At 72.4% G+C, this 23,453-nt stretch carries 14 protein-coding genes, 1 tRNA gene and 1 pseudogene; 3 read left to right on the top strand and 13 right to left on the bottom strand.

The genetic code is table 11. The features are described 5' to 3' along the window. Positions 1–145: 145 nt before the first annotated feature. The gene (locus tag B1H29_RS16800) at positions 146–1,039 is read right to left on the bottom strand and encodes a glycosyltransferase family 2 protein (protein WP_079160772.1); all 894 of its coding nucleotides are present in this window, start codon (positions 1,037–1,039) and stop codon (positions 146–148) included. Positions 1,040–1,374: 335 nt separating this feature from the next. Here B1H29_RS16800 and B1H29_RS16805 point away from each other — a divergent pair, with 335 nt between their 5' ends. Further along, on the top strand, positions 1,375–1,788 hold the full coding sequence (locus B1H29_RS16805; RefSeq protein ID WP_055418654.1) for an SRPBCC family protein: 414 nt from the start codon (positions 1,375–1,377) through the stop codon (positions 1,786–1,788). Between the two features lie 288 nt (positions 1,789–2,076). After that, positions 2,077–3,027 carry a ketopantoate reductase family protein gene (locus B1H29_RS16810; protein ID WP_055418655.1) on the top strand — a complete coding sequence of 317 codons (951 nt, stop codon included), beginning with the start codon at positions 2,077–2,079 and terminating at the stop codon, positions 3,025–3,027. 76 nt (positions 3,028–3,103) lie between these two features. Here the strand turns inward: B1H29_RS16810 and B1H29_RS16815 are convergent. The 11 genes from B1H29_RS16815 to bldG form a co-directional block, all read right to left on the bottom strand. Further along, positions 3,104–3,180, bottom strand: a tRNA-Thr gene (locus B1H29_RS16815). Positions 3,181–3,319: 139 nt separating this feature from the next. Then, positions 3,320–4,939 carry an alpha/beta hydrolase gene (locus B1H29_RS16820; RefSeq protein ID WP_055418656.1) on the bottom strand — a complete coding sequence of 540 codons (1,620 nt, stop codon included), beginning with the start codon at positions 4,937–4,939 and terminating at the stop codon, positions 3,320–3,322. 151 nt (positions 4,940–5,090) lie between these two features. Next, on the bottom strand, positions 5,091–6,296 hold the full coding sequence (locus B1H29_RS16825) for a DNA polymerase III subunit delta' (RefSeq protein ID WP_055418657.1): 1,206 nt from the start codon (positions 6,294–6,296) through the stop codon (positions 5,091–5,093). A 316-nt stretch (positions 6,297–6,612) separates the two neighbouring features. Next, on the bottom strand, positions 6,613–10,128 hold the full coding sequence (tmk, locus tag B1H29_RS16830; protein ID WP_055418658.1) for a dTMP kinase: 3,516 nt from the start codon (positions 10,126–10,128) through the stop codon (positions 6,613–6,615). 189 nt (positions 10,129–10,317) lie between these two features. Further along, positions 10,318–13,155 carry a type I DNA topoisomerase gene (gene topA / locus B1H29_RS16835; protein ID WP_055418659.1) on the bottom strand — a complete coding sequence of 946 codons (2,838 nt, stop codon included), beginning with the start codon at positions 13,153–13,155 and terminating at the stop codon, positions 10,318–10,320. A gap of 270 nt (positions 13,156–13,425) precedes the next feature. Next, positions 13,426–13,623 (bottom strand): hypothetical protein, encoded by a 198-nt coding sequence (locus B1H29_RS37405; protein ID WP_055418660.1) that lies wholly within the window; start codon positions 13,621–13,623, stop codon positions 13,426–13,428. A 228-nt stretch (positions 13,624–13,851) separates the two neighbouring features. Next, positions 13,852–15,369 carry a DUF7059 domain-containing protein gene (locus B1H29_RS16845; RefSeq protein WP_055418661.1) on the bottom strand — a complete coding sequence of 506 codons (1,518 nt, stop codon included), beginning with the start codon at positions 15,367–15,369 and terminating at the stop codon, positions 13,852–13,854. Between the two features lie 49 nt (positions 15,370–15,418). After that, the gene (locus B1H29_RS16850) at positions 15,419–16,009 is read right to left on the bottom strand and encodes a hypothetical protein (RefSeq protein ID WP_055418662.1); all 591 of its coding nucleotides are present in this window, start codon (positions 16,007–16,009) and stop codon (positions 15,419–15,421) included. 206 nt (positions 16,010–16,215) lie between these two features. Continuing rightward, positions 16,216–18,621: a sodium-translocating pyrophosphatase gene (locus B1H29_RS16855; protein ID WP_055418663.1), complete on the bottom strand. Its 2,406-nt coding sequence runs from the start codon at positions 18,619–18,621 to the stop codon at positions 16,216–16,218. A gap of 379 nt (positions 18,622–19,000) precedes the next feature. Further along, positions 19,001–19,432 (bottom strand): ATP-binding protein, encoded by a 432-nt coding sequence (locus B1H29_RS16860; RefSeq protein WP_055418664.1) that lies wholly within the window; start codon positions 19,430–19,432, stop codon positions 19,001–19,003. A 107-nt stretch (positions 19,433–19,539) separates the two neighbouring features. Then, entirely contained in the window at positions 19,540–19,881 is a 342-nt protein-coding gene (gene bldG, locus B1H29_RS16865; RefSeq protein WP_003975386.1) for an anti-sigma factor antagonist BldG, read from the bottom strand. Between the two features lie 82 nt (positions 19,882–19,963). Here bldG and B1H29_RS16870 point away from each other — a divergent pair, with 82 nt between their 5' ends. Continuing rightward, a complete protein-coding gene (locus B1H29_RS16870) occupies positions 19,964–22,582 on the top strand; it encodes a DEAD/DEAH box helicase (protein WP_199832346.1) in 2,619 nt (872 codons plus the stop codon). 349 nt (positions 22,583–22,931) lie between these two features. Here B1H29_RS16870 and B1H29_RS16880 read toward each other — a convergent pair. Further along, positions 22,932–23,354 (bottom strand): annotated as a pseudogene (locus B1H29_RS16880) (Rv3654c family TadE-like protein); the annotation flags it as partial. Positions 23,355–23,453 lie beyond the last annotated feature (99 nt).

Raw genomic sequence — 23,453 nt, forward strand, 5'->3', positions numbered from 1 at the left:
TATAACGCGTTGCTCGGGGGAGTGTCGCCGCCGCGGCCGGGTCCGGGGACGTATGAGGGCCCCGTTCGTCAGAGGTGAACGACCGGGGCTCTCGTCCTGCCCCCGCCGCCTCCTGCCTCGCGCACGCTCGGTCCGCTCGGCCGACTCAGATGACGGGCGGCCGTCCCAGCCGGGTGAGCCGCACCACCGTGCGCCAGCGCATCGGCCGCCGCTCCCCCGCGGGCTTGCGCAGGCCCTCCGCGAACCCTCCGAACCAGGCCCGCAGCCCGCCGAGCGACCGGTGGCGCGCCAGCGTGAGCAGCATCCACACGCCGAGATGGACCGGGATGAGCGGCAGCGGTAGCCGGCGACGGGCGAGCCAGACGCGGTTGCGGGCGTTGCCCCGGAAGTAGACGGCGTGCCGTGCGGGCGAGGTCTTCGGGTGCTGGAGCAGCAGCTCGGGCGCGTAGCGGATGCGCCACCCGGCGTCGGCCGCGCGCCAGGCCAGGTCGGTCTCCTCGTGTGCGAAGAAGAACTCCGCGGGCCAGTCGCCGACCTCGTCGAGCATCGCCGACCGCAGCGCGTGCCCGCCACCGAGGAAGCCGGTGACGTACCCGCCCCGCATGGGGTCGCAGGCGCCGACCCGGGGGACGTGCCGCTGCTGCGTCTCGCCGTGCTCGTCGGCGATCCGGAAACCCACGATGCCGAGCCGGTCGTCGGCGGCGAACAGCTCGCCCACCCGGCGCAGCACATCGGCGTCCACGAGGAGCCCGTCGTCGTCCAGCTCCACGACCACGTCGATGTCGCCGAACTCCCGCAGCCGCGCGAGCGCCACGTTCCGTCCGCCGGGGCAGCCGAGGTTCTCGTCGACCTCGATCGGCGTGACCTCGCCGGGCAGCGACAGCCGTGCGGCGAACTCGGGCAGCGGGCAGCCGTTGCCGACGATCACGATCCGGGCGGGCGGGTCGTCCTGCCCGGCCACCGACTCCAGCAGGGCGTCGACCTCGGCGGGCCGGTTCCCCATGGTCACCACGGCGACGGCGATCCTCGGCGCGGCCACGGTGGCGGTCCCCGGTGCCCCCGCGACGGCCGTCCTCGGTGCACCCGTGTCCTCGCCCATGCCCTCACCTCGTCCCGGCCGACCACGTGTGCGCGATGCTAACCGTCCACGGCCCGGATTCCCGGCGTACGCCGCCCGGCGGCCGGCGGTTCGCCGCACCGGGCCCCCGCCCGCCCGGCCGCCCGCGTCCTTCGGCCCGGGGCGGGGCGGGGCGCGGGGAGGGGGCATCGATGTGGACGGTGTTCTCCGACCCGGCGCGGCACCACCGTCCAGCGGCCCGGGCACGTCCGATTCGTTCAAGGCAACGGTGACGACGGCCCGCTACCTTCGCTTCCATGAACAGCCACGGCAAGGAATCGCGCCACCTGGGCATCTACATCGACCGCTCCGTCGACGACGTCTACGCCTACGCCTCGGACCCGGTCAACCTGCCCGCGTGGGCCCACGGTCTGGGGGACTCCATCGAGAAGGCCGGAGACCAGTGGATCGCGGAGTCCTCCCCCATGGGACGGGTCACGATCACCTTCGTGCCGCCCAACGAGCTGGGCGTCCTCGACCACGACGTCACGCTGCCCTCCGGCCGGACCGTCCACAACCCGGTCCGCGTGATCGCCAGCGACGAGGGGAGCGAGGTGGTGTTCACCATCCGCCGGCAGCCGGAGATGAGCGACGCCGACTTCGAGCGGGACGCCGGCATGGTCGCCGCCGACCTGGCCCGGCTCAAGGAGCTGCTGGAATCCGCCTCATGAGTGCTTCCGGGGTGGGCGTATCCCGGCGAGAATCACGCGGTGGGTGAGCCGGAGGAAGACGTCGTGCCCGCCGACGCACGCCGCCCAATGGCCGCTTAGCCGCCGTCCGGCTGCTTCAGGAAGACCGAACTGCCCCCGCGACGCGTGGGACCGGGGCAGTCGGGCCGCATGGTGGCCGAGGACGAGGGCGGGTCCGCACCCCGGCCGCACGCGTGGCGCACACCTCTGCCAAAATCGCGCCGAAGGCGGCCACCGGGCATCGGGGCCGACCTACGAGAGGACAACTTCATGACGCTCACGACGAGCAAGCCCACGGTGGCCGTTCTGGGACCGGGCGGGATCGGCGGTCTGCTGGCCGCCCTGCTGTCCCGCTCCGGCCACCGCGTCATCTGCCTGGCCCGCGAGGCCACGGTGCGCGCCTTGCGCAGCGACGGGATCGTGGTCCGCAGCCGTCAGTTCGGCGACTTCACCGCGACAGTGGAAGCGGACACCGAACTGCGTGAGCCGGTCGACGCGTGCCTGATCACCGTCAAGCAGACCGCTCTGGAAGCCGCGCTCACCAGCGTCCCGCCGGCGGCCCTCGGCGACGCCCTCGTCGTACCGCTGCTGAACGGCGTCGAACACCCCGCGACTCTCCGGGCTCGCTACCGGCCTGACCGGGTGGCCCCCGGAGTGATCCGCGTGGAGTCCGCCCGCGTGGCCACCGGGGGCACCGGGGGCACCGGGAGCACCGGGAGCACCGGGCCCGTCGTCGTCGAGCACGGCAGCCCGTTCACCGAGATCGACTTGGCCGCCGGCACGGCACCCCTGGCCCGCGTCGAAGCCCTGGCGGCCACCCTGTCCGCAGCGGGCACCACAGCCCGCGTGGCCGAGGACGAGACCACCGCCCTGTGGGCGAAAATGGCCTTCCTCGCCCCTCTCGCCCTCCTCACCACCCGGTACGGCGCTCCCCTCGGAGAGGTCCGCACCCGCCACCAGGAGGAACTGGAGAGCCTGGTCGCCGAGACCGCCGCGGTCAGCCGCGCCTGCGGTGCGCCGGCGGACCCCGCCCAAGCCCTGGCCCGCTACGACGCCTTCCCGGCCGACACCAGGTCCTCCATGCAACGCGACGCGGAGGCGGGCCGGCCCCTGGAACTCGACGCCATCGGCGGAGCGCTGCTGCGCGCGGCCGACCGGCACGGGGTACTCGTACCGGTGACCACCCGCCTGGTACGGGAACTGCGGGCCGCGGGCCACTGAGGCACGTATCGCAGTGCGGTCGTGACCCTCGGAAAACAAGAAGCCCAGGTCAGAGATTCTCTGTCCTGGGCCTTCATGGAGCCGCCTTCGGGATTCGAACCCGAGACCTACGCATTACGAGTGCGTTGCTCTGGCCATCTGAGCTAAGGCGGCGTGCGCTGTGCACCATGGTGCGATCAGCAACGTCGGTAAGTCTACACAGTTTCCGGGGGTGCTTCGTACCCGCCCCGTACCGCCCCGCACCCGCCCCGGAGGCCGGAGCTCCGGGGCGGGTGGGGCGGCTGCCGGGGTGCTACGAGCAGCGTTTGCCGTCCTCCGGTGCGGTGCCGCGCAGCAGGTAGGCGTTGATCGCGGAGTCGATGCAGGCGCTGCCGCGGCCGTAGGCGGTGTGGCCGTCGCCCTCGTAGGTGAGGAGGCGGCCGGAGGAGAGCTGGCCGGCCAGCGCCTCGGCCCAGCGGTACGGGGTGGCCGGGTCGCGGGTGGTGCCGACCACGACGATGGGGGTGGCGCCGGCGGCCTCGATGCGGTGGGGTTCACCCGTGGGCCGCACCGGCCAGTACGCGCAGTTCAGGGAGGACCAGGCGAGGCCCTCACCGAAGACCGGGGACGCCTTCTCGAAGTCGGGGAGCGCGTCGCGCACCTCGTCCGGGGAGGAGAAGGCCGCGGGGAGGTCGAGGCAGTTCACGGCGGCGTTGGCGAACATCAGGTTGCTGTAGCCGCCGTCGGCCTCGCGCTCGTAGTAGCTGTCCGAGAGGACCAGGAGGCCGGCGCCGTCGTTCTCCTTCATCGCCGAGGTCAGCGACTCGCGCAGTCGCTGCCAGGCACCCTCGTCGTACATCGCCGCGATCACACCGGTGGTGGCCAGTGACTCGGTGAGCTTGCGGCCGTCGGCGTCGCCGGCGGGGAGGGGCTTGGCGTCCAGGTCGTCGAAGAAGGCTTTGAGGTTCTTGCCGACCTGGTCGGGGGTGGTGCCCTGGTCGTCGAGGGGGCAGTCGGGCTGCTTCACGCAGTCCTTCGCGAAGGACCGGAACGCCGTCTCGAAGCCGGCCGTCTGCTCCAGGTTCAGCCGGCGCGCGGGCAGCGACGGGTCCATCGCGCCGTCCAGGACGAGTCGGCCCGCCCGGTCCGGGAACAGGCCCGCGTACGTCGCCCCGAGGAAGGTGCCGTACGAGGCGCCCACGTAGGTCAGCTTCTCGTCGCCCAGCACCGCCCGCAGGATGTCCATGTCGCGCGCCGCCTCGACGGTCGACACGTGCCGCAGCAGCTTGGGCGCGTCCGCTCCGCAGCCCTCGGCGAACTCCTTGTACGCGTCGACCAGCTCGTCCGCCTCGCCCTCGTCGTCCGGGGTGACGTCCGTCCGCGTGTACGCGTCCATCTCGCGGCCGTCCAGGCACTCGATGGGCTCGCTGCGGGCCACACCCCGGGGATCGACCGCCACCATGTCGTACTGGGCGCGGACCTCCTGCGGGTAGCCGATGCCCGCGTACTGCTGGAGGTAGCCGATGGCCGAACCGCCGGGCCCGCCCGGGTTCACCAGCAGGGAGCCGAGCCGCTTGCCGGGACCGGTGGCCTTCTTGCGGGCCACGGCGAGCCGGACGTCCCCCTCGGTCGGCTTCGCGTAGTCGAGCGGGGCCTTCATGGTGGCGCACTGGAAGCCGGGGACGCCGCAGTCGCGCCAGCTCAGCTTCTGCTCGTAGTACGGCGCGAGCGCGGGGGGTGTGGCCTGCGGCAACGCGGCCAGTGACACCTTCGCCGCCTCCGTCGCGCCGGCCGCCTCGGCCGCCGCCGAACCGGCGGACGTCGACGCGCCCCCGGCCGAGCAGGCGGTGGCGAGCAGCGCGGCGGCGAGAAGCGTGGCTCCGGTACGGGTCCTGCCGGTGCGGGTCCTGCGGTGGGTGCGCCTTGTGTGCATTCAGCGATCGTAACTCTCCGCAATGGCCGCGATGCGTTGCGTGTGCGACGTGCCTCGTACGAGTTACGTCGTCAATCGGCGTCTCGACGTCAAGGCGTCTCGGCGTGTCCGGCCGCTCGCGACGACCCGTCCACCGGCGGGCCGGGAACCGTCAGCCCGCTCTCAGTGCCATCGTCATCGCCTCCACCGCGAGCAACGGCGGCACATTGCGGTCGAGGGCCTCCCCGCAGGCGGCGATCGCCTCGATGCGGCGGAGGGTGGACTCGGGGGAGCTGCCGCGGGCGAGCCGCTCCAGGGCGTCCTCGGCTTCGGCGTTGGCGATGGCCACGCGGGAGCCGAGCTGGAGCGCCAGGACGTCGCGGTAGAAGGCGGTGAGATCGCTCAGGGCGAGGTCGAGGCTGTCACGCTGGGTGCGCGTCTTGCGACGCTTCTGCTTCTCCTCCAGTTCCTTCATCACCCCCGCCGTGCCGCGAGGCAGCCGGCCTCCCTGGGCCGCGCCCAGCGCCGCCTTCAGCTCGTCGGTCTCCTTGGTGTCCATGCCCTCGGCGAGTTGCTTGGCGTCCTCGGCCGCCGCGTCGACCAGCTCCTGGGCCGCCTTGAGCGCGCTGCCGACGTCGCCGACCCGCAGCGGCAGCTTCAGCACGGCGGCCCGGCGCGCCCGGGCGGCCGGGTCGGTGGCCAGGCGGCGGGCACGGTCGACGTGCCCCTGGGTGGCGCGGGCCGCCGCACCGGCGACGTCCGGCTCGACGCCCTCTCGCCGTACGAGCATGTCGGCGACCGCCTCGACCGACGGCGTGCGCAGGTTCAGGTGGCGGCAGCGGGAGCGGATGGTGGGCAGGACGTCCTCGACGGACGGGGCGCACAGCAGCCAGACCGTCCGCGGGGCGGGCTCCTCGACCGCCTTGAGGACGGCGTTGGCGGACTTCTCGTTCAGCCGCTCGGCGTCTTCGACGAGGATGATCTGCCAGCGGCCGGTCGCCGGCGAGGTGAACGACTTGCGCACGGTGTCCCGCATGTCCCGCACCAGGATCTCCGCGCCCACGGCGGCCACCGTGCTGACGTCCGCGTGGGTGCCGAGGAGCGCGGTGTGGCATCCGTCGCAGAAGCCGCAACCGGGGACGCCGCCGAGCGCCCGGTCGGGGCTCACGCACTGCAGCGCGGCGGCGAAGGCACGCGCCGTCTGCGTCACTCCCGCGCCGGGCGGGCCGGTGAACAGCCAGGCGTGCGTCATGCTCGACGCCTCGGGCAGCGGCCGGTCGGCCGCCGCGGCGGTGACGAAGGCATCGGCGTCCCGGGCAGCGGCGGCGAGCTGCTCGCTCACCCTCTCCTGCCCGACGAGGTCGTCCCACACGGTCATGGGTCACGCCGTCCTTCCGTCACACATCCGCCATCGCACCGCGCCGCGCGCATCCGGGTCGCGTCGCGCCCTCTATTGTGCGGGGCGGCACTGACAACGAGCCCGCGGGCGGTCTGCCCGGGGCCGGGCCTTGATGGCCTCGCTGAGGCCTGGGGCAGAAGACCGGCCTGAGGACCGAGCTGAAGCCCGAGGCAACAGACCGGCCTGAGGACCGAGCTGAGGCCTGGGGCAGCGGACCGGCCTGAAGACCGCGCCGAGGACCGGGTCCCCAGGACCGGCCGCTCAGGCCGAGGGCCGGGTCCCGAGGCCCGGCGGCTCAGCGGCGTCCCCGGCCCTTGCCCCGGCGGTCTCCGTCGCCCTCGCCGCCGTCGTCGCCCCGGCCATCGCCCCGGCCGCCGCCCTCACCGTCGTACGGGCCGAGCAGCTCGTCCGCCAGCGTCGGCAGGTCGTCCAGCGGTGTCTCCTCCGCCCAGTCCGAGCGGCGCCTGCGGGGCGGTGCCTGGTCGGGGTCGATCCGGGGCAGCTCGCGCGTGCGGTCCTGAGGCTCCTCGGAGCGGTCGGGGCGGTCGGGGCGAGCGGCCGGGCCGTCCTCCCGGAAGTAGCCCGGCGGGACCCGGTCGGCGGGGTCGTCCCCGCGTACGGGGGGCAGCACCGCCGTCTCGTCGGCGGCTCCCGGCGTCACCGAGGGCAGGACCGCCGTCTCCTCCTCGGCCCGCGGCTCCACCGCCGGCAGCACCGCGGTCTCGTCCGCCGCGCCCGTCGTGCCGGTCGGAACCGACGGCTTGGGCAGCTCGGTGGTCACCTCGGACTCGGACTCAGACTCGGACTCGGGCTCGGACTTGGACTCGGTCTCGGGCTCGGGCTCGGACTTGGACTCGGTCTCGGGCTCGGGCTCGGACGTCCTGGGCACCGCGGACGCCCGGCCGTCATCGCGGCCCCCGCCTCGGGGGTCGTCCTGGGCGCCGCCCCGGCCGTCCCGCGAGTCGGCAGCGTCCCGGCCCTCGGCTGAGTCCCGCGCGTCGCCGGAGTCCCGCGCGTCGGCCACGTCCCGCGCGTCCCGCACCGGCCGCAGCACCGCCGTGTCCTCCAGCGGTCCGCCGGAGGCGTTCGTCGGGGTCACGACCGGCGTCGGTACGGTCACCGCGTCCGAGTGTGCGTCGGCGGCCGGCTTCGGCCGGGGGGCGTCCGCCGCGGGAGGTGCCGTCGGCTTCGGACCCGCCGCGGCCGCTGCCGCCGCCTGCTCCGCCGCCCGGCGTGCCTCCTCGGCCCGCATCAGGGCCTCCTCGGCCTTGCGCTGCTTCTCCAGGCGCCGGGCCTGGGCCTCGGCCCGCAGCCGCTCCTCCTCCTCGGCCTGCTTGCGGCGCCGCTCCTCCTCGGCCCGACGCCGTGCCTCCTCCTCGGCCCGGACCTTCTCCTCCGCCAGCAGCCGTGCCCGCTCCTCCTCGGCCTTCCGGTGGGCTTCCTCGGCCCGCTGCCGGGCCTCCTCCGCCTGCCGCTCGGCCTCGCGCCGCTGCGCCTCCTCCAGCTCGCGCCGCTTGCGCTCCTCCTCCTCGGCGCGCAGCCGTTCGAGCTGCTCGAGGCGCTCGCGCTCCAGGCGCTCCTCCTCGGCCTTGCGCGCGGCCTCTTCCTCGGCCTTGCGGCGCGCTTCCTCCTCGGCCTTGCGGCGTGCCTCCTCCTGGGCCTTGATCTCGGCCTCGGACAGCGGCAGCACCTGGTCGAGCCGACGGCGTACGACGGTGGTGACGGCCTCGGGCTCCTGGCCCGCGTCCACGACGAGGTAGCGCCCGGGGTCGGCCGCGGCCAGGGTCAGGAAACCTGAGCGCACGCGCGCGTGGAACTCGGCGGGCTCCGATTCCAGCCGGTCCGGTGCCTCGGTGAACCGCTCGCGCGCGGCCTCCGGCGCGACGTCCAGCAGGACGGTCAGGTGCGGAACGAGCCCGTCGGTCGCCCAGCGGTTGATACGGGCGATCTCGGTCGGCGACAGGTCGCGGCCGGCGCCCTGGTAGGCGACCGAGGAGTCGATGTACCGGTCGGAGATGACCACGGCACCGCGCTCCAGCGCGGGCCGGACCACGGTGTCGACGTGCTCCGCGCGGTCGGCGGCGTACAGCAGCGCCTCCGCGCGGTGCGACAGGCCGGCGCTCGACACGTCGAGCAGGATGGAGCGCAGGCGCTTGCCCACCGGGGTCGCCCCGGGTTCGCGCGTCAGCACGACCTCGTGTCCCTTGCCCCTGATCCACTCGGCGATTGCCTCGGCCTGGGTGGACTTGCCGGCGCCGTCGCCGCCCTCCAGGGCGATGAAGAATCCGGTGCCCGCGGGCACCGGCACCGGGTCGTCGCCGCCGAGCAGGGCGTCCCGCAGGTCGTGCCGCAGTGGAACACCGGAACGGTCGTCGACCTTGGCCAGCACCAGCGCGGCCACCGGCAGCAGCAGCGCGCCGACGAGCATCAGGACGAACGCGGCGCCGCCGTGCGCGAAGACGAACTTGCCGTTCTCCAGGCGGTGCGGGCCGATCGCCGCCGCCACCACGGGCGCGACGACCGCGCCGAGCGCCACGTAGACCCGGACGACCGCGTGCAGGTGCTCGGTCGTCCGCGCCCGGCGGGCGTCCTCGGTCTCCTGGTCGAGCAGCGTGTGCCCGGTGTTGGCGGCCACACCCGCGCCGACCCCGGCCAGCGCGAGGAGCAGCAGCACGGTGGTGTCGTCCGGGACGAGGCCGGCGGCCAGCAGGGCTACGCCGGCGAAGGCGATCGCCAGCGCCAGCAGGCGCCGACGGGACAGGGAGGGCAGCAGGGCGGGGGCCGTGCGGATTCCGACGACGACGCCGCCGGTCAGGGCGCCCACCATCAGCCCGAACAGCACGGGGCCACCGCCGAGGTCCTTGGCGTGCAGCACCGCCACCGCGACCGCGGCGGACACCACGGCGGCGACCGCCGCGCAGGCGAGTACCAGCAGGGGGAGGACGCCGGTGCGGCCCTTGTCGACGCCGGCGCCGCTCTTGGGGCGGCGCATGCCCTCCAGCGGCGACCGCGCGCGGGGGGTGCGGACGCCGGGCAGCTCCAGGAAGGTCAGCACGGACAGGGACGCGGCGAACAGCCCGGCCGCGACGTACGAACCGAGCGCCGCCTGGTGCTCGGCGAACCAGTCGACGCCGGCGCCCAGCAGGTTGTTCAGCAGTCCCGCGACGACCAGCACGGCACCGGCCAGCGGGACCGCCAGGAAGCTCGTACGCAGCGACAGGCGGCGCAGCGCGTCCATGTGGTCCGGCAGCGGTCGCACCGTCGCGCCCTCCAGGGGCGGGGCGGGCAGCAGGGCGGGGGCCGCGCTCTCCCGGCACACCGTCCAGAAGCGCTCGGCGACGCCGGTGACGAAGACGGTCACCAGGAGGTAGGCGAGCGCGTCGTCCGGCATCCAGTCGATCCACAGCGGCGCCACGATCAGCAGCGCGGCCCGCAGCCCGTCGGCGCCGACCATGGTCCAGCGGCGGTCGAGCGGACCGTCCTGCGAGGTGAGTGAGGTGAGGGGCCCGAGGAGCACGGCACCGAAGAGCAGCGTCGCGAGGATGCGTACGCCGAAAACGGTCGCCACTGCGAACGCCACGCCCCGGTAACCGCCGCCGAACGAGCCCGCGCCGATCGCGGCCTGGACGGCGAGGAGGACCAGCACCAGGAGGGCGAGGATGTCGCCGACACCCCCCACGAGCTGTGCGCTCCACAACCGCCGCAACTGCGGGCGGCGCAGCAGGGCGCGGACGGCGCGCTCGCGGGAGTCCGCGACCAGGGCGTCGTCCGGGGCGGGGTGAGTGGCCGTTGGCTGCTCGGCTCGCGTCATGCGTTCAGCCTATCGGTCGTCACCGACAGTCCGGCGTGCCCGGCCGAACGTACGCACGCCCCGGCGTGGAAATGATGCCGGGGCGTGCGTTTCGCGAAGAGCGCGTGAAGCGCCGAGCGGTTCCTGAGCCGGGCTCAGGCGGTCTCGGACCGGGCTCAGGCTCGGACCGGACTCCGGCCCGGACCGGGCTCAGGCCTCCGACGACTTGGCGGCGGTCGCCTTCTTGGTGGCCGTCTTCTTGGTGGCGGTCTTGGCCGTCGTCTTCTTCGCGGCCGTCGTCTTGGCCGCCGCCGTCTTCTTCGCGGCGGTCTTCTTGGCAGGGGCCTTCTTGGCGGCCGTCTTCTTCGTGGCCTTCTTCGCCGTCTTCTTGGCGGGGCCCTTGGCACGCTTCTCGGCGAGCAGCTCGTAGCCGCGCTCCGGCGTGATCTCCTCGACGCTGTCGCCGGAGCGCAGGGTCGCGTTGGTCTCGCCGTCGGTGACGTACGGGCCGAAGCGGCCGTCCTTGACCACGACCGGCTTCTCGCTGACCGGGTCGGTGCCCAGCTCCTTCAGCGGCGGCTTGGCCGCGGCCCGGCCACGCTGCTTGGGCTGGGCGTAGATCGCCAGCGCCTCCTCCAGCGTGATCGTGAAGAGCTGCTCCTCGGAGGTGAGGGACCGCGAGTCCGTGCCCTTCTTCAGGTACGGGCCGTAGCGGCCGTTCTGCGCGGTGATCTCCACGCCCTCGGCGTCGGTGCCGACGACCCGAGGCAGCGACATGAGCTTCAGGGCGTCGTCCAGCGTCACCGTGTCCAGCGACATCGACTTGAACAGGGAGGCCGTACGCGGCTTCACGGCGTTCTTGCCGGTCTTCGGGGTGCCCTCGGGGAGCACCTCGGTGACGTACGGGCCGTAGCGGCCGTCCTTGGCGACGATGGCGTGACCGGTGGCCGGGTCGGTGCCCAGCTCGAAGTCGCCGCTCGGCTTGGCGAGCAGTTCCTCCGCCAGCTCGACGGACAGCTCGTCCGGCGCCATGTCCTCGGGGACGTCGGCGCGCTGGTGGTTCTCGGAGTCCTTCTCACCGCGCTCGACGTACGGGCCGTAGCGCCCGACGCGCAGCACGATGTCGTTGCCGACGGGGAAGGACGACACCTCGCGCGCGTCGATCGCGCCGAGGTCGGTCACCAGTTCCTTGAGGCCGCCGAGGTGGTCCCCGTCGCCGTTGCCGGCGTCGGCCGCGCCGCCGTCGCCCGCGCCTTCACCGAAGTAGAAGCGCCGCAGCCACGGCACCGCCTGGGCCTCGCCGCGGGCGATGGCGTCGAGGTCGTCCTCCATCTTGGCGGTGAAGTCGTAGTCGACGAGCCGCCCGAAGTGCTTCTCCAGGAGGTTCACCACGGCGAAGGAGAGGAAGGACGGGACGAGCGCCGTGCCCTTCTTGAAGACGTAGCCGCGGTCCAGGATCGTGCCGATGATCGACGCGTACGTCGACGGGCGGCCGATCTCGCGCTCCTCCAGCTCCTTGACCAGCGACGCCTCGGTGTAGCGGGCCGGGGGCTTGGTGGCGTGGCCGTCGACCGTGATCTCCTCGGCCGTCAGCGCGTCGCCCTGGGCGACCTGCGGCAGCCGGCGCTCGCGGTCGTCCAGTTCGGCGTTCGGGTCGTCGGCGCCCTCGACGTAGGCCTTGAGGAAGCCGTGGAAGGTGATCGTCTTGCCGGAGGCGCTGAACTCGACGTCCCGGCCGTCGGATGCGGCGCCGCCGATCTTCACGGTGACGCTGTTGCCGGTCGCGTCCTTCATCTGGGAGGCGACGGTCCGCTTCCAGATCAGCTCGTACAGCCTGAACTGGTCACCGGTCAGCCCGGTCTCGGCGGGCGTGCGGAAACGGTCGCCGGAGGGGCGGATCGCCTCGTGCGCCTCCTGCGCGTTCTTGACCTTGCCGGCGTACGTCCGCGGCTGGGCGGGGAGGTAGTCGGCGCCGTACAACTGCGTGACCTGGGCGCGTGCGGCGGCGACCGCCGTGTCGCTCAGCGTCGTCGAGTCCGTACGCATGTAGGTGATGTAGCCGTTCTCGTACAGCTTCTGGGCGATCTGCATCGTCGCCTTGGCGCCGAAGCCGAGCTTGCGCGAGGCCTCCTGCTGCAGCGTCGTCGTCCGGAACGGGGCGTACGGCGAGCGGCGGTACGGCTTGGACTCGACCGAGCGGACGGCGAAGCGCGTGTTCTCCAGGGCGGCGGCGAGCGCGCGGGCGTTCGCCTCGTCGAGATGGAGGGTGTTCGCGCTCTTGATCTGCCCCAGGGAGTCGAAGTCGCGGCCCTGCGCGACACGCCGCCCGTCGACGGTCTGGAGCCGGGCGACCAGCGACGAGGGGTCGGAGGCGTCTCCCGCGCGGCCGGTCGCGAAGGTGCCCGTCAGGTCCCAGTACTCAGCGGAACGGAACGCGATGCGCTCGCGTTCCCGCTCGACGACCAGGCGTGTGGCGACGGACTGGACGCGGCCCGCCGACAGCTTCGGCATGACCTTCTTCCACAGGACCGGCGAGACCTCGTAGCCGTAGAGGCGGTCGAGGATGCGGCGGGTCTCCTGGGCGTCGACGAGCTTCTGGTTGAGCTCGCGCGGGTTGGCGACGGCGGCGCGGATCGCGTCCTTGGTGATCTCGTGGAACACCATGCGCTTGACGGGGATCTTCGGCTTGAGGACTTCCTGAAGGTGCCAGGCGATGGCCTCGCCCTCGCGGTCCTCATCGGTGGCGAGGAAGAGCTCGTCGGAGTCCTTCAGCAGGTCCTTGAGCTTCCTGACCTGTGCCTTCTTGTCAGCGTTGACCACATAGATCGGCTGGAAGTCGTGTTCGACGTCCACGCCGAGTCGGCGGACCTCACCGGTGTACTTCTCGGGCACCTCCGCGGCGCCGCTGGGAAGGTCGCGAATGTGCCCGACGCTCGCCTCGACGACGTAGCCAGGGCCGAGATAGCCCTTGATCGTCTTCGCCTTGGCAGGCGACTCGACGATGACGAGTCGGCGGCCGCCGTTCGCGGTCTCGCTGGTCGGGGACAACTTCGCTCTTCTCTCCGGTCGACGCTGGGGCCTCCCCAGGCAGTGCTCCCGGGGTCGGGTCGTGCTGCGCTTCGGTCGTGACGCTGCGGAGTGTGACGGTACCTCCCGCCCCCGTGTCAAACGGGAAAAGCCCGCAACGGCCACTCGAACGGTAACCCGACGAACCCTGTTCCTGCCGCCCGGAGTGTTTACCGGCCATGACGCGTGTATCCGGAGTGCGATCCCCCGATTACTGGGGCGGGGGTGCCGCCAGGGGCCGGAACCGGCCGCTCACACGTGTGTCAGGCACCATGCCCCGAGGGCCAGGGCGGCCACGGCGGCGACGCTCGCGACGGTGGCCGATGCGACGGGGCTCACACCGTGGGCGACGGGCCGGCCGTGCCGGACCCGTGTCGCGGTCCACACCAGCAGGCCGGCCCCGAACAGGGCGAACACCAATCCCGCGAAGATCGCCGGCCCGCTCTCCATGCTCCCCGTTCCCCTTTTCTCCCACCCGCGGGTGTCCACCCTCCGCGAGGCTGTCACGTGCGGGCGGCGGACAGGCGAACCCGAGGTGAACGGGGAGCCGACGGACTCGGCGGCCCCCGCCCGTGGCTCGTTTTCCCGTACGGCGACGGGACGAGGCCGCACGGGACCCGGGGCGGGCGGCAAAGGACCGCGGAAGCGGGGCGGGCCACCAGGGCCGCCGACGCGTCCCTACGCCGGTTCGAGGAAGCCCTGCTCCACCAGCAGCCGGATCTGGGCGGGCGTGCGGTCCCGCAGCGCCACCGGGTCCTCGCCCACGAGCTGGGCGATGGCGTCCAGGATGCGGCCCGCGCTCATGGTGCCGTCGCAGACGCCCGCGAAGCCGGCGCCGACCGTGTCGACGCGGGTGGCCCGGCGCATGCCGCGGTTCTGGCGCAGGACGACGTGCTCCGGGTCCTCGGCGCCGGGCAGCCCCACCTGCTCCTGGACAACCTCACCGGCCAGCGTGAAGTGCGCCTCGAGCAGGGCCGCGTCGTCGTGGGCGCGCAGGTAGTCGACGCGGTCGAAGTGCGCGCGCACCGTCTCGCCGAGCGGCTGCTCGATCGGGTGCGGCCATTCCTCGGTGGTGATCGAGGGCTCCGCGGAGGCGGTCCGGCGCAGCGTGATCCAGCCGAAGCCGACCGCCCTGACCTTGCGCGCCTCGAATTCGTCCAGCCACGCGTCGTAGCGCGCCTGGTACTCGGCCGCGTCGGCGCGGTGGTCGCCCGCGTCCCTGAGCCACAGCTCGGCGTACTGCGTGACGTCCTGCACCTCACGCTGCACGATCCAGGCGTCGCAGCCGCGCGGCACCCAGGAGCGCAGCCGGTCCGTCCAGTCCTCCCCCTCCACGTGCTGCCAGTTGGCGAGGAAGTGCGCGAACCCGCCCTCGTTCAGGCGCTCCCCCGTCTGCTGAACGAGCGAGCGGCACAGATCGTCCCCGCCCATCCCGCCGTCGCGGTAGGTGAGGCGGGCGCCGGGCGAGATCACGAACGGCGGGTTGGAGACGATCAGGTCGTACGTCTCGTCGTCCTCGATCGGGTCGTAGAGGGAGCCCTCGCGCAGCTCGGCGGCCGGGGCCCCGGACAGGGCGAGCGTGAGCCCGGTGACGTGCAGCGCGCGCGGGTTGAGGTCGGTCGCCGTCACGCGCGTGGCGTGCCGGGCGGCGTGCAGTGCCTGGATGCCGGATCCGGTGCCGAGGTCGAGGGCGGCGGAGACGGGCGTACGAACCGTGAGGCCGGCCAGCGTCATGGAGGCGCCGCCGACGCCGAGGACGACGCCCTCGGCGCGGTTGCCGATGCCGCCGGCGCCGCCGACCGCGCAGCCCAGGTCGGAGACGATGAACCAGTCCTCGCCGCCGGGCCCGCCGTACGGCCGTACGTCCACGGTGGCCGCCACCTCGTCGCCGCCCGCGCGGACGAGCCACCCGCTCTCCAGGCAGGCGTCGAGGGGCAGGACGGCAGCCGCGCGCGCGTGGAGCACGGGCTGCTGGAGGAGGAACAGCCGTACGAGCAGTTCGAGCGGCGTGTCGCCACGGGTGGCCCGCAGCGCGGGCACGGTCTCGCTGCGCGACAGCGCCGCGTAGGCGGGGGCGCCGAGCAGCTCCAGCAGTCCGTCGGCGGTGAAGGAGGCCCCGAGCAGGGCGTCCCGCAACCGGGCGGCGACGTCGGGGCGGTCGGGGGAGGGCAGGGGGGACAGGCTGGCGTTACTCACACCCCCATTGTGGCCCTGTGTCCCCCGGCCCGCCCCTGTGCGGCGGCGGTCAGCCGGCCGCGGCCGACGGCGTCACCGAGGCCGACTTGCAGCTCTCCTGCTTCGCCATCGCCTGGCCGACGTCGCCCTCCTCCAGGGTCTTCAGCGCGTCGTTGCCGCTCTTGCTGAGCTTGTTCAGCTCGGTGGCGATGTCCTTGAGACCGTCGGCGAACTTCGCCTGGTCCTCGGTGTCGAGGTCCTCCACCTGCTTCTTCAGGGAGGCGTACGACGAGGAGAGGCCGTTCAGCTCGGTGACCGCGTCCTTCTGCTTCTTCTCACCGTCCTCGACGTCCGGGGCCCCGGCCTTCTGGACGGCGCCGCCCATCGCCTTGTAGGCGTCGGACATGTCCTGGAACGCCTTCGCGTCGGTCTTCTGGACCTCTTCCGGCGTGCTGTTGTCCGAGGTCTCCTTCTGGATCGCCGCGTTGGCCGCCTCGATCTTCGTGGCCTGCGGCTTCACCGCGTCGCAGACCTCCTTCGCCCAGGAGTCCAGCTTGTCGTTGTCGTCGCTGCTGCCGCATCCCGTCAGCGCCAGTACCAGTACCGCACCGCCGGACAGTGCGACCGCGAGCTTCTTGTTCACCGGATTGGTCCCTTCCATGGCTCTCGGCCCCGGAACATACACGCCGGATGGGGGACACTCGCAGGACGAACATCCGTTAAGACCGTATTGCAGCCATTTGTACCAAGAGAGATAAGGCTCACGGTGAGGGGCGTGCGCATGCACGAAGCGGGCGGGCGACGCGTCAACACGCGCCACCCGCCCACCGTTTGACCTGCCGCCTCGTGCGAGGCCCGGAGCCGTATCTACGAAACCACCGCCGGATCGGCCGACTTGGGCTCCCGGTTGCCGTCGTCCTCGTCACCCATGGCGATTCCGCGCCGCTTGGAGACGTAGACCGCCGCCGCGATGACGGCGAACGCGACGACGGCGATCGCGACCCGTACGCCGATGCTCTTGTCGGCGCCGTAGGAGAACTTGATGACCGCCGGCGCGATGAGCAGCGCCACCAGGTTCATGACCTTCAGCAACGGGTTGATCGCCGGACCCGCGGTGTCCTTGAACGGGTCGCCGACCGTGTCGCCGATGACGGTGGCGGCGTGGGCCTCGCTGCCCTTGCCTCCGTGGTGACCGTCCTCGACGAGCTTCTTGGCGTTGTCCCAGGAACCACCGGAGTTGGCGAGGAACACCGCCATCAGCGTGCCCGCGCCGATCGCGCCCGCCAGGAACGCGCCGAGCGCGCCCACGCCGAGCGTGAACCCGATGAAGATGGGCGCCATCACGGCGAGCAGCCCGGGCGTGGCCAGTTCGCGCAGGGCATCCCTGGTGCAGATGTCGACGACCTTGCCGTACTCCGGTTTCTCGCTGTAGTCCATGATTCCCGGCCGCTCCCGGAACTGCCGCCGCACCTCGTAGACCACCGCGCCCGCCGACCGCGACACCGCGTTGATCGCCAGTCCCGAGAAGAGGAAGACGACCGCCGCGCCCGCGATCAGCCCGACCAGGTTGTTGGGCTGAGAGATGTCCATCATCAGACTCATCGGCGCGCCCTCACCGCTGAGTTTCTCGCCCACGTCCGCCGCGCCGGTGGTGATGGCGTCACGGTACGACCCGAACAGGGCCGCCGCCGCGAGGACGGCGGTGGCGATCGCGATGCCCTTGGTGATGGCCTTGGTGGTGTTGCCGACCGCGTCCAGGTCGGTGAGCACCTGGGCGCCGGCGCCCTCGACGTCGCCGGACATCTCGGCGATGCCCTGCGCGTTGTCGGAGACCGGCCCGAAGGTGTCCATGGCGACGATCACACCGACCGTGGTGAGCAGGCCGGTGCCGGCCAGCGCCACGGCGAACAGCGCCAGCATGATCGACGTACCGCCGAGCAGAAAGGCCCCGTAGACGCCGAGACCGATCAACAGGGCGGTGTAGACGGCGGATTCGAGACCGAGGGAGATACCGGCCAGGACGACGGTGGCCGGACCGGTGAGCGAACTCTTGCCGATGTCCTTGACGGGACGTCGGGTGGTCTCGGTGAAATAGCCGGTGAGCTGCTGGATCAGTGCGGCGAGCACGATGCCGATCGCCACCGCGACGAGCGCGAGGATCCGCGGGTCGCCGTCCCGGCCGGCGATCGCCGCGTCGGTGACGCCGTCCAGCTCCGAGTACTTCCCGGGCAGGTAGACGAAGACGGCCACCGCCACCAGCACCAGCGAGATCACCGCGGAGATGAAGAAGCCCCGGTTGATCGCGCTCATGCCGCTGCGGTCGGACCGCCGGGGCGCCACCGCGAAGATGCCGATCATGGCCGTGATCACGCCGATCGCCGGCACCAGCAGCGGGAACGCCAGTCCCGCGTCGCCGAAGGCGACCTTGCCGAGGATCAGCGCGGCCACCAGGGTCACGGCGTACGACTCGAAGAGGTCGGCCGCCATGCCCGCGCAGTCGCCGACGTTGTCGCCCACGTTGTCGGCGATGGTCGCGGCGTTGCGCGGATCGTCCTCCGGAATGCCCTGTTCGACCTTGCCGACCAGGTCGGCGCCGACGTCTGCGGCCTTGGTGAAGATGCCGCCACCGACCCGCATGAACATCGCGATCAGGGCGGCGCCGAGGCCGAAGCCCTCCAGCACCTTCGGCGCGTCGGCCGCGTACACCAGCACCACGCAGCAGGCGCCCAGCAGGCCGAGCCCCACCGTGAACATGCCGACGACGCCGCCCGTGCGAAATGCGATCTTCGTAGCTTTGTGCGAGACGAGGGTGAGATCCTTTTCCGGTTCACCCGGAGCCGGTGTCGCTTCCCGCGCCGCCGCGGCGACGCGCACATTGCTGCGTACCGCGAGCCACATGCCGATATAGCCGGTGGCCGCCGAGAACGCCGCGCCGATCAGGAAGAAGATCGATCGTCCGGCACGTTGATTCCAGTCGTCCGCGGGCAGCAGCATGAGCAGAAAGAACACGACGACGGCGAATACGCCGAGTGTGCGAAGCTGCCTGGCCAGATAGGCGTTCGCGCCTTCCTGGACGGCCGCCGCGATCTTCTTCATGCTGTCGGTTCCCTCGCCCGCCGCGAGCACCTGGCGTACCAGGACACCCGCGAGCACCAGCGCGGCCAGCGCGACGACCGCGATGACCGCGACCAGAGCGCGGTTCGAGTCGGTCAGCACGGCGGCTGCGATGGTCGAGGTTTCGCCCAACTGATGAGGGGTGGAAAGCTCCGCCATTCGTCCTCCTTGACGCTTGGGCTGAGCTCAAGATGTGGACGGGATTGTAGGTACCGGAACCTGATCAAAACAGTGCACGACAAAAGGAATTGGCCTGTCAACCACAAGGGGTCCAGAAGTAGTAATGCCCTTCCGGCATTAACACCGTGATCCATTTTCCGCACGATTGATCGAGCGGACGCTCGTGAATTGATTCACCTGGCGCCCGGCACCCACTGTATGCGCGGGCCTCGTCCCCCGCACATGACGAAGGGCCCTACGAGGTAGGGCCCTTCGGGTGAAACAGGTAAAACGGGTGGAGACGGGTGGAGACGGGTGGGATGAGTGGAGACGGATGAGACGAGTGACTTCGGGTGACCGAAGCGGGTGGGCGTGGGTGTCAGACCGGCGGCAGCACCGCCGGTGCGGTCGGCCAGGTCATGCGGATCAGTCCGCCGTCCCGGCCGGACGTGACCTCCACGTCGTCGACGAGTCCGCTGATGACCGCGAGGCCCATCTCGTCCTCCTCGGCCTCCAGTGCGTCGGCGGCGGTGCCCGGGTCTCCGGCCCCGGGTACCGCGTGCGGCGCCTCGTCGCCGACCTCGATGGAGAACTGCTTCTCCTCCTCGATCAGCGACACCTTGACCGGCGCCGTGATGCCGACGTGCTGATGCAGACCCACAGCCCGGGTGCAGGCCTCGCCGACGGCGAGCCTGACCTCGTCGAGGACGGCCTCGTCCACTCCGGCCCTGCGTGCCACCGCGGCCGCCACCAGACGGGCGGTGCGGACATGCTCGGGCAACGCGCTGAAGCGGAGTTCAACGGTGGCCATGCATCCCCCTCCGAACTACGGGCGTGCTTTCGAGAGTCCGGGCCGCCGACAGCCCGGACCCCCCTTGTTCTACTGCCGTCCCGGGCCCGGGGGCCCGGAACCGGTCGTCAGTCGGTGGCCGCCACCGCTTCCTCGACCGAGGTGTGAATGGGGAACACCTTGGTGAGGCCGGTGATACGGAAGATCTTGAGAATGCGCTCCTGGTTGCAGACCAGGCGCAGCGAGCCCTCATGGGCACGCACCCGCTTCAGTCCGCCAACCAGTACGCCGAGCCCGGTGGAGTCGAGGAAGTCCACGCCCTCCATGTCGACGACGAGGTGGAAACTCCCGTCGTTCACGAGCTCGACCAGCTGCTCACGCAGCTTGGGCGCGGTGTATACGTCAATTTCGCCACCGACCTCGACGACCGTACGATCGCCGACGGTACGGGTCGACAGGGACAGGTCCACGGATCCTCCAGCACCTTGCTATCGAGCGGTCGTCCCTCGGGACACCTCGGCTTGAAGCCCCCAGGACGGTTCGCCAGCCGCGATGGCATTCAATCACTTACCGGCAGGCGTGCACGACGCCTTGGTCCCATTGTCCGTCACGCCGGTGACAGACTCGGTGCCGATGGCCAAGAATCACCGACCCGATCGACCCCCGGCGGAGCCCGGCTCCAGGCCGGAACCGGGCATGCTCCTGGGCCGGCTCGCCGCGGGACCGAACCGGGCTACGCGCATCACTCATACGGAGCACTTGCCCCCGCGTGCGGGCCGTCATGCCGTCTGGCCGGACCGGATTCGACCGGAGGTCGTCGCGGCGGTGCGGGCCGCCGGCATCGAACGCCCCTGGGCCCACCAGGCTCGCGTGGCCGAGCACGCCCTGGACGGCGAATCGGTGGTCGTCGCCACGGGCACCGCGTCCGGCAAGTCCCTGGCGTACCTGGTACCGGTGCTCTCGACGCTCCTGGACGGATCCGAGGCCCCCAACGGGCGTGGCGCCACCGCCCTCTACCTGGCTCCGACCAAGGCACTGGCCGCCGACCAGTGCCGGTCCGTGAAGGAACTTTCACATCCTCTGGGCACATCCGTGCGGACCGCGGTGTACGACGGCGACACGCCGTTCGAGGAACGCGAGTGGATCCGCCAGTACGGCACCTACGTGCTGACCAACCCGGACATGCTGCACCGGGGCATCCTGCCGTCCCACCCCCGCTGGTCCTCCTTCCTGAAGGCGCTGAAGTACGTCGTCATCGACGAGTGCCACACCTACCGCGGCGTCTTCGGCTCCCACGTCGCCCAGGTGCTGCGAAGATTGCGCCGACTGTGTGCCCGCTACGGCGCGTCGCCCGTCTTCCTGCTCGCCTCCGCCACCGCCGCCGAACCCTCGGTGGCGGCCCGCCGGCTCACCGGGCTGCCGGTGGTCGAGGTCGCCGACGACGCCTCACCGCGCGGTGAACTGGTGTTCGCTCTCTGGGAACCGCCGTTGACCGAGATGGAGGGCGAGAAGGGCGCGCCCGTCCGCCGCACGGCCACCGCCGAGGCCGCCGACCTGCTCACCGACCTCACCGTGCAGGGCATGCGCTCCATCACCTTCGTACGCTCCCGGCGCGGTGCCGAGCTGATCTCCGTGATCGCCCAGGAGCGCCTGGCCGAGGTCGACCGCTCGCTGCCCCGGCGCGTGGCCGCGTACCGCGGCGGCTACCTCCCGGAGGAGCGGCGCGCCCTGGAACGCGCCCTGCACTCCGGCGAGCTCCTCGGCCTCGCGGCGACGAACGCACTGGAACTCGGCCTCGACATCTCCGGCCTCGACGCCGTGGTGATCGCCGGGTACCCGGGCACCCGGGCGTCGCTGTGGCAGCAGGCGGGCCGGGCGGGGCGGTCCGGGCAGGGGGCGCTGGCGGTGCTGGTCGCCCGCGACGATCCGTTGGACACCTTCCTCGTCCACCACCCCGAAGCCCTGTTCGACCAGCCCGTGGAATCCACGGTCCTCGATCCCGACAACCCGTACGTCCTCGCCCCGCACCTGTGCGCGGCGGCGGCGGAGCTGCCCCTGACGGACGAGGACCTGACGCTGTTCGGCCCCGCCTGCGAGGAACTGCTCCCCCAGTTGGAGGCGGCGAGGCTGCTGCGCCGCCGGACCCGTGCCTGGCACTGGACGCGCCGGGAACGCGCCGCCGACCTGACCGACATCCGCGGGGAGGGCGGACGGCCGGTCCAGGTCGTCGAGGTCGGGACGGGACGGCTGCTGGGCACGGTCGACGCCGGCGCCGCCCACACGACGGTCCACGAGGGCGCCGTACACCTCCACCAGGGCCGCACGTATCTCGTCCGCTCCCTCGACCTGGAGGACTCCGTCGCGCTGGTCGAGCAGGCCACCCCCGCCTACTCGACGGTCGCCCGCGACACGACGGCGATCTCGGTCCTCGAGACCGACACCGAGGTCCCCTGGGGTGACGGGCGCCTGTGCTACGGCTCCGTCGAGGTCACCAACCAAGTGGTCTCCTTCCTGCGCCGACGCCTCATCACCGGCGAGGTCCTGGGCGAGACGAAGCTCGACCTCCCTCCCCGGACGCTGCGCACCCGCGCGGTGTGGTGGACGGTCACCGAGGACCAACTGGACGCGGCCCGGATCAACCCGGAGATCCTCGGCGGCGCCCTGCATGCCGCCGAGCACGCCTCGATCGGCATGCTGCCCCTGTTCGCGACCTGCGACCGCTGGGACATCGGCGGCGTGTCGGTCCCCCTCCACCCGGACACGCTGCTGCCGACGGTCTTCGTGTACGACGGCCACCCCGGCGGCGCGGGCTTCGCCGAGCGCGCCTTCCTCACGGCCCGCGACTGGCTCACGGCCACCCGTGAGGCCATCGCTTCCTGCGAGTGCGACGCCGGCTGCCCGTCCTGCATCCAGTCCCCCAAGTGCGGCAACGGCAACGAGCCGCTGCACAAACGAGGGGCCGTACGACTGCTCACGGTGCTGTTGCGGGGGGCGCCGGGAGAAGAGACGAGCCGAGGCGCGGAAGCGGGGGGCGGTTCGGGGACGGACCCGGCGGTGGACCCGGCGGTACGTTCAGGGGCGGGTTCAGGGGCGGAGCCCGCCCCGGGTGCGGAGGTGAGGCCCGCCGCCGGCACCGAGGCGGGGCCGGCCGCCGACACGGGGGTGGGGTAGGCGGGGCTGCCACCGTGACCCGGCCGACGGGACACCTGCGCTGACCGGTCAGCAGGTGGCAAGCGGCGACCGTGCCGGACAGCAAGCGGCAAGCGGCGACCGTGCCGGTCAGCGGGTGGTCAGCGGGAAACCCGCCACGAGCCCCGGCCGACGGAGCACCCAGCACCGTGACAGCGGGCAGCGAGGCGCCAGTCACCGGGGCACCCCGCCTGAGTCCCGCCGACGGGTCGCCGGTCGCCGGTCGCCGGTCGCCGGTCGCCGGTCGCCGGTCGCCGGTCGCCGGTCGCCGGTCGCCGGTCGCCGGTCGCCGGGGGCATCATCAGCGGGGCACCCGGCGCCGGAGCACCCATCAGCGGGACACCGGCGCTGGGACACCGGTAGGCGGAGCATCCGGCGCCGGGACGCCAGGCGGTTGGTCGCCCGGCGCCCGGACGTCCGTAGCCGGGCCCGCTCTCGCCCGGACCTCCGCCGCGAACGGCCCCCGGCCCGACGCCGCCGTCACGTCCGAGACCTGACCGGTGAGCACGCACCGCACCAGCCTCACCCCCTGGGCCCGCGCAACCCGGTCCGCCCTGGCACACGCGGCCGTGCCGCCGCGAGCCCAGTGGTCCGCCGCCGCGAGCGCAGCCAGATCGGCACCGCCGGCCGCGCGATGCCGGGCCACGACGGCCTGTCCCAGGGCCAGCACGATGCCGAACACCAGGCACAGAACGGCGATGGCACCTACGCTCCAGACCGTGGCAGACCCCCTGTCGGACCCGCTACCAGACCCGCTGCCGGACCCGCTCCCGCAGGCGTGTACTCGTCCGAATCCGGCGCCCCGTCTGTAGTCGCCCCCAGAGCCGCGGCCAGGGCCGCTGCCAGGGCCCGA

It is taken from the genome of Streptomyces pactum, assembly GCF_002005225.1.
In the GTDB taxonomy this organism is placed as follows: domain Bacteria; phylum Actinomycetota; class Actinomycetes; order Streptomycetales; family Streptomycetaceae; genus Streptomyces; species Streptomyces pactum_A.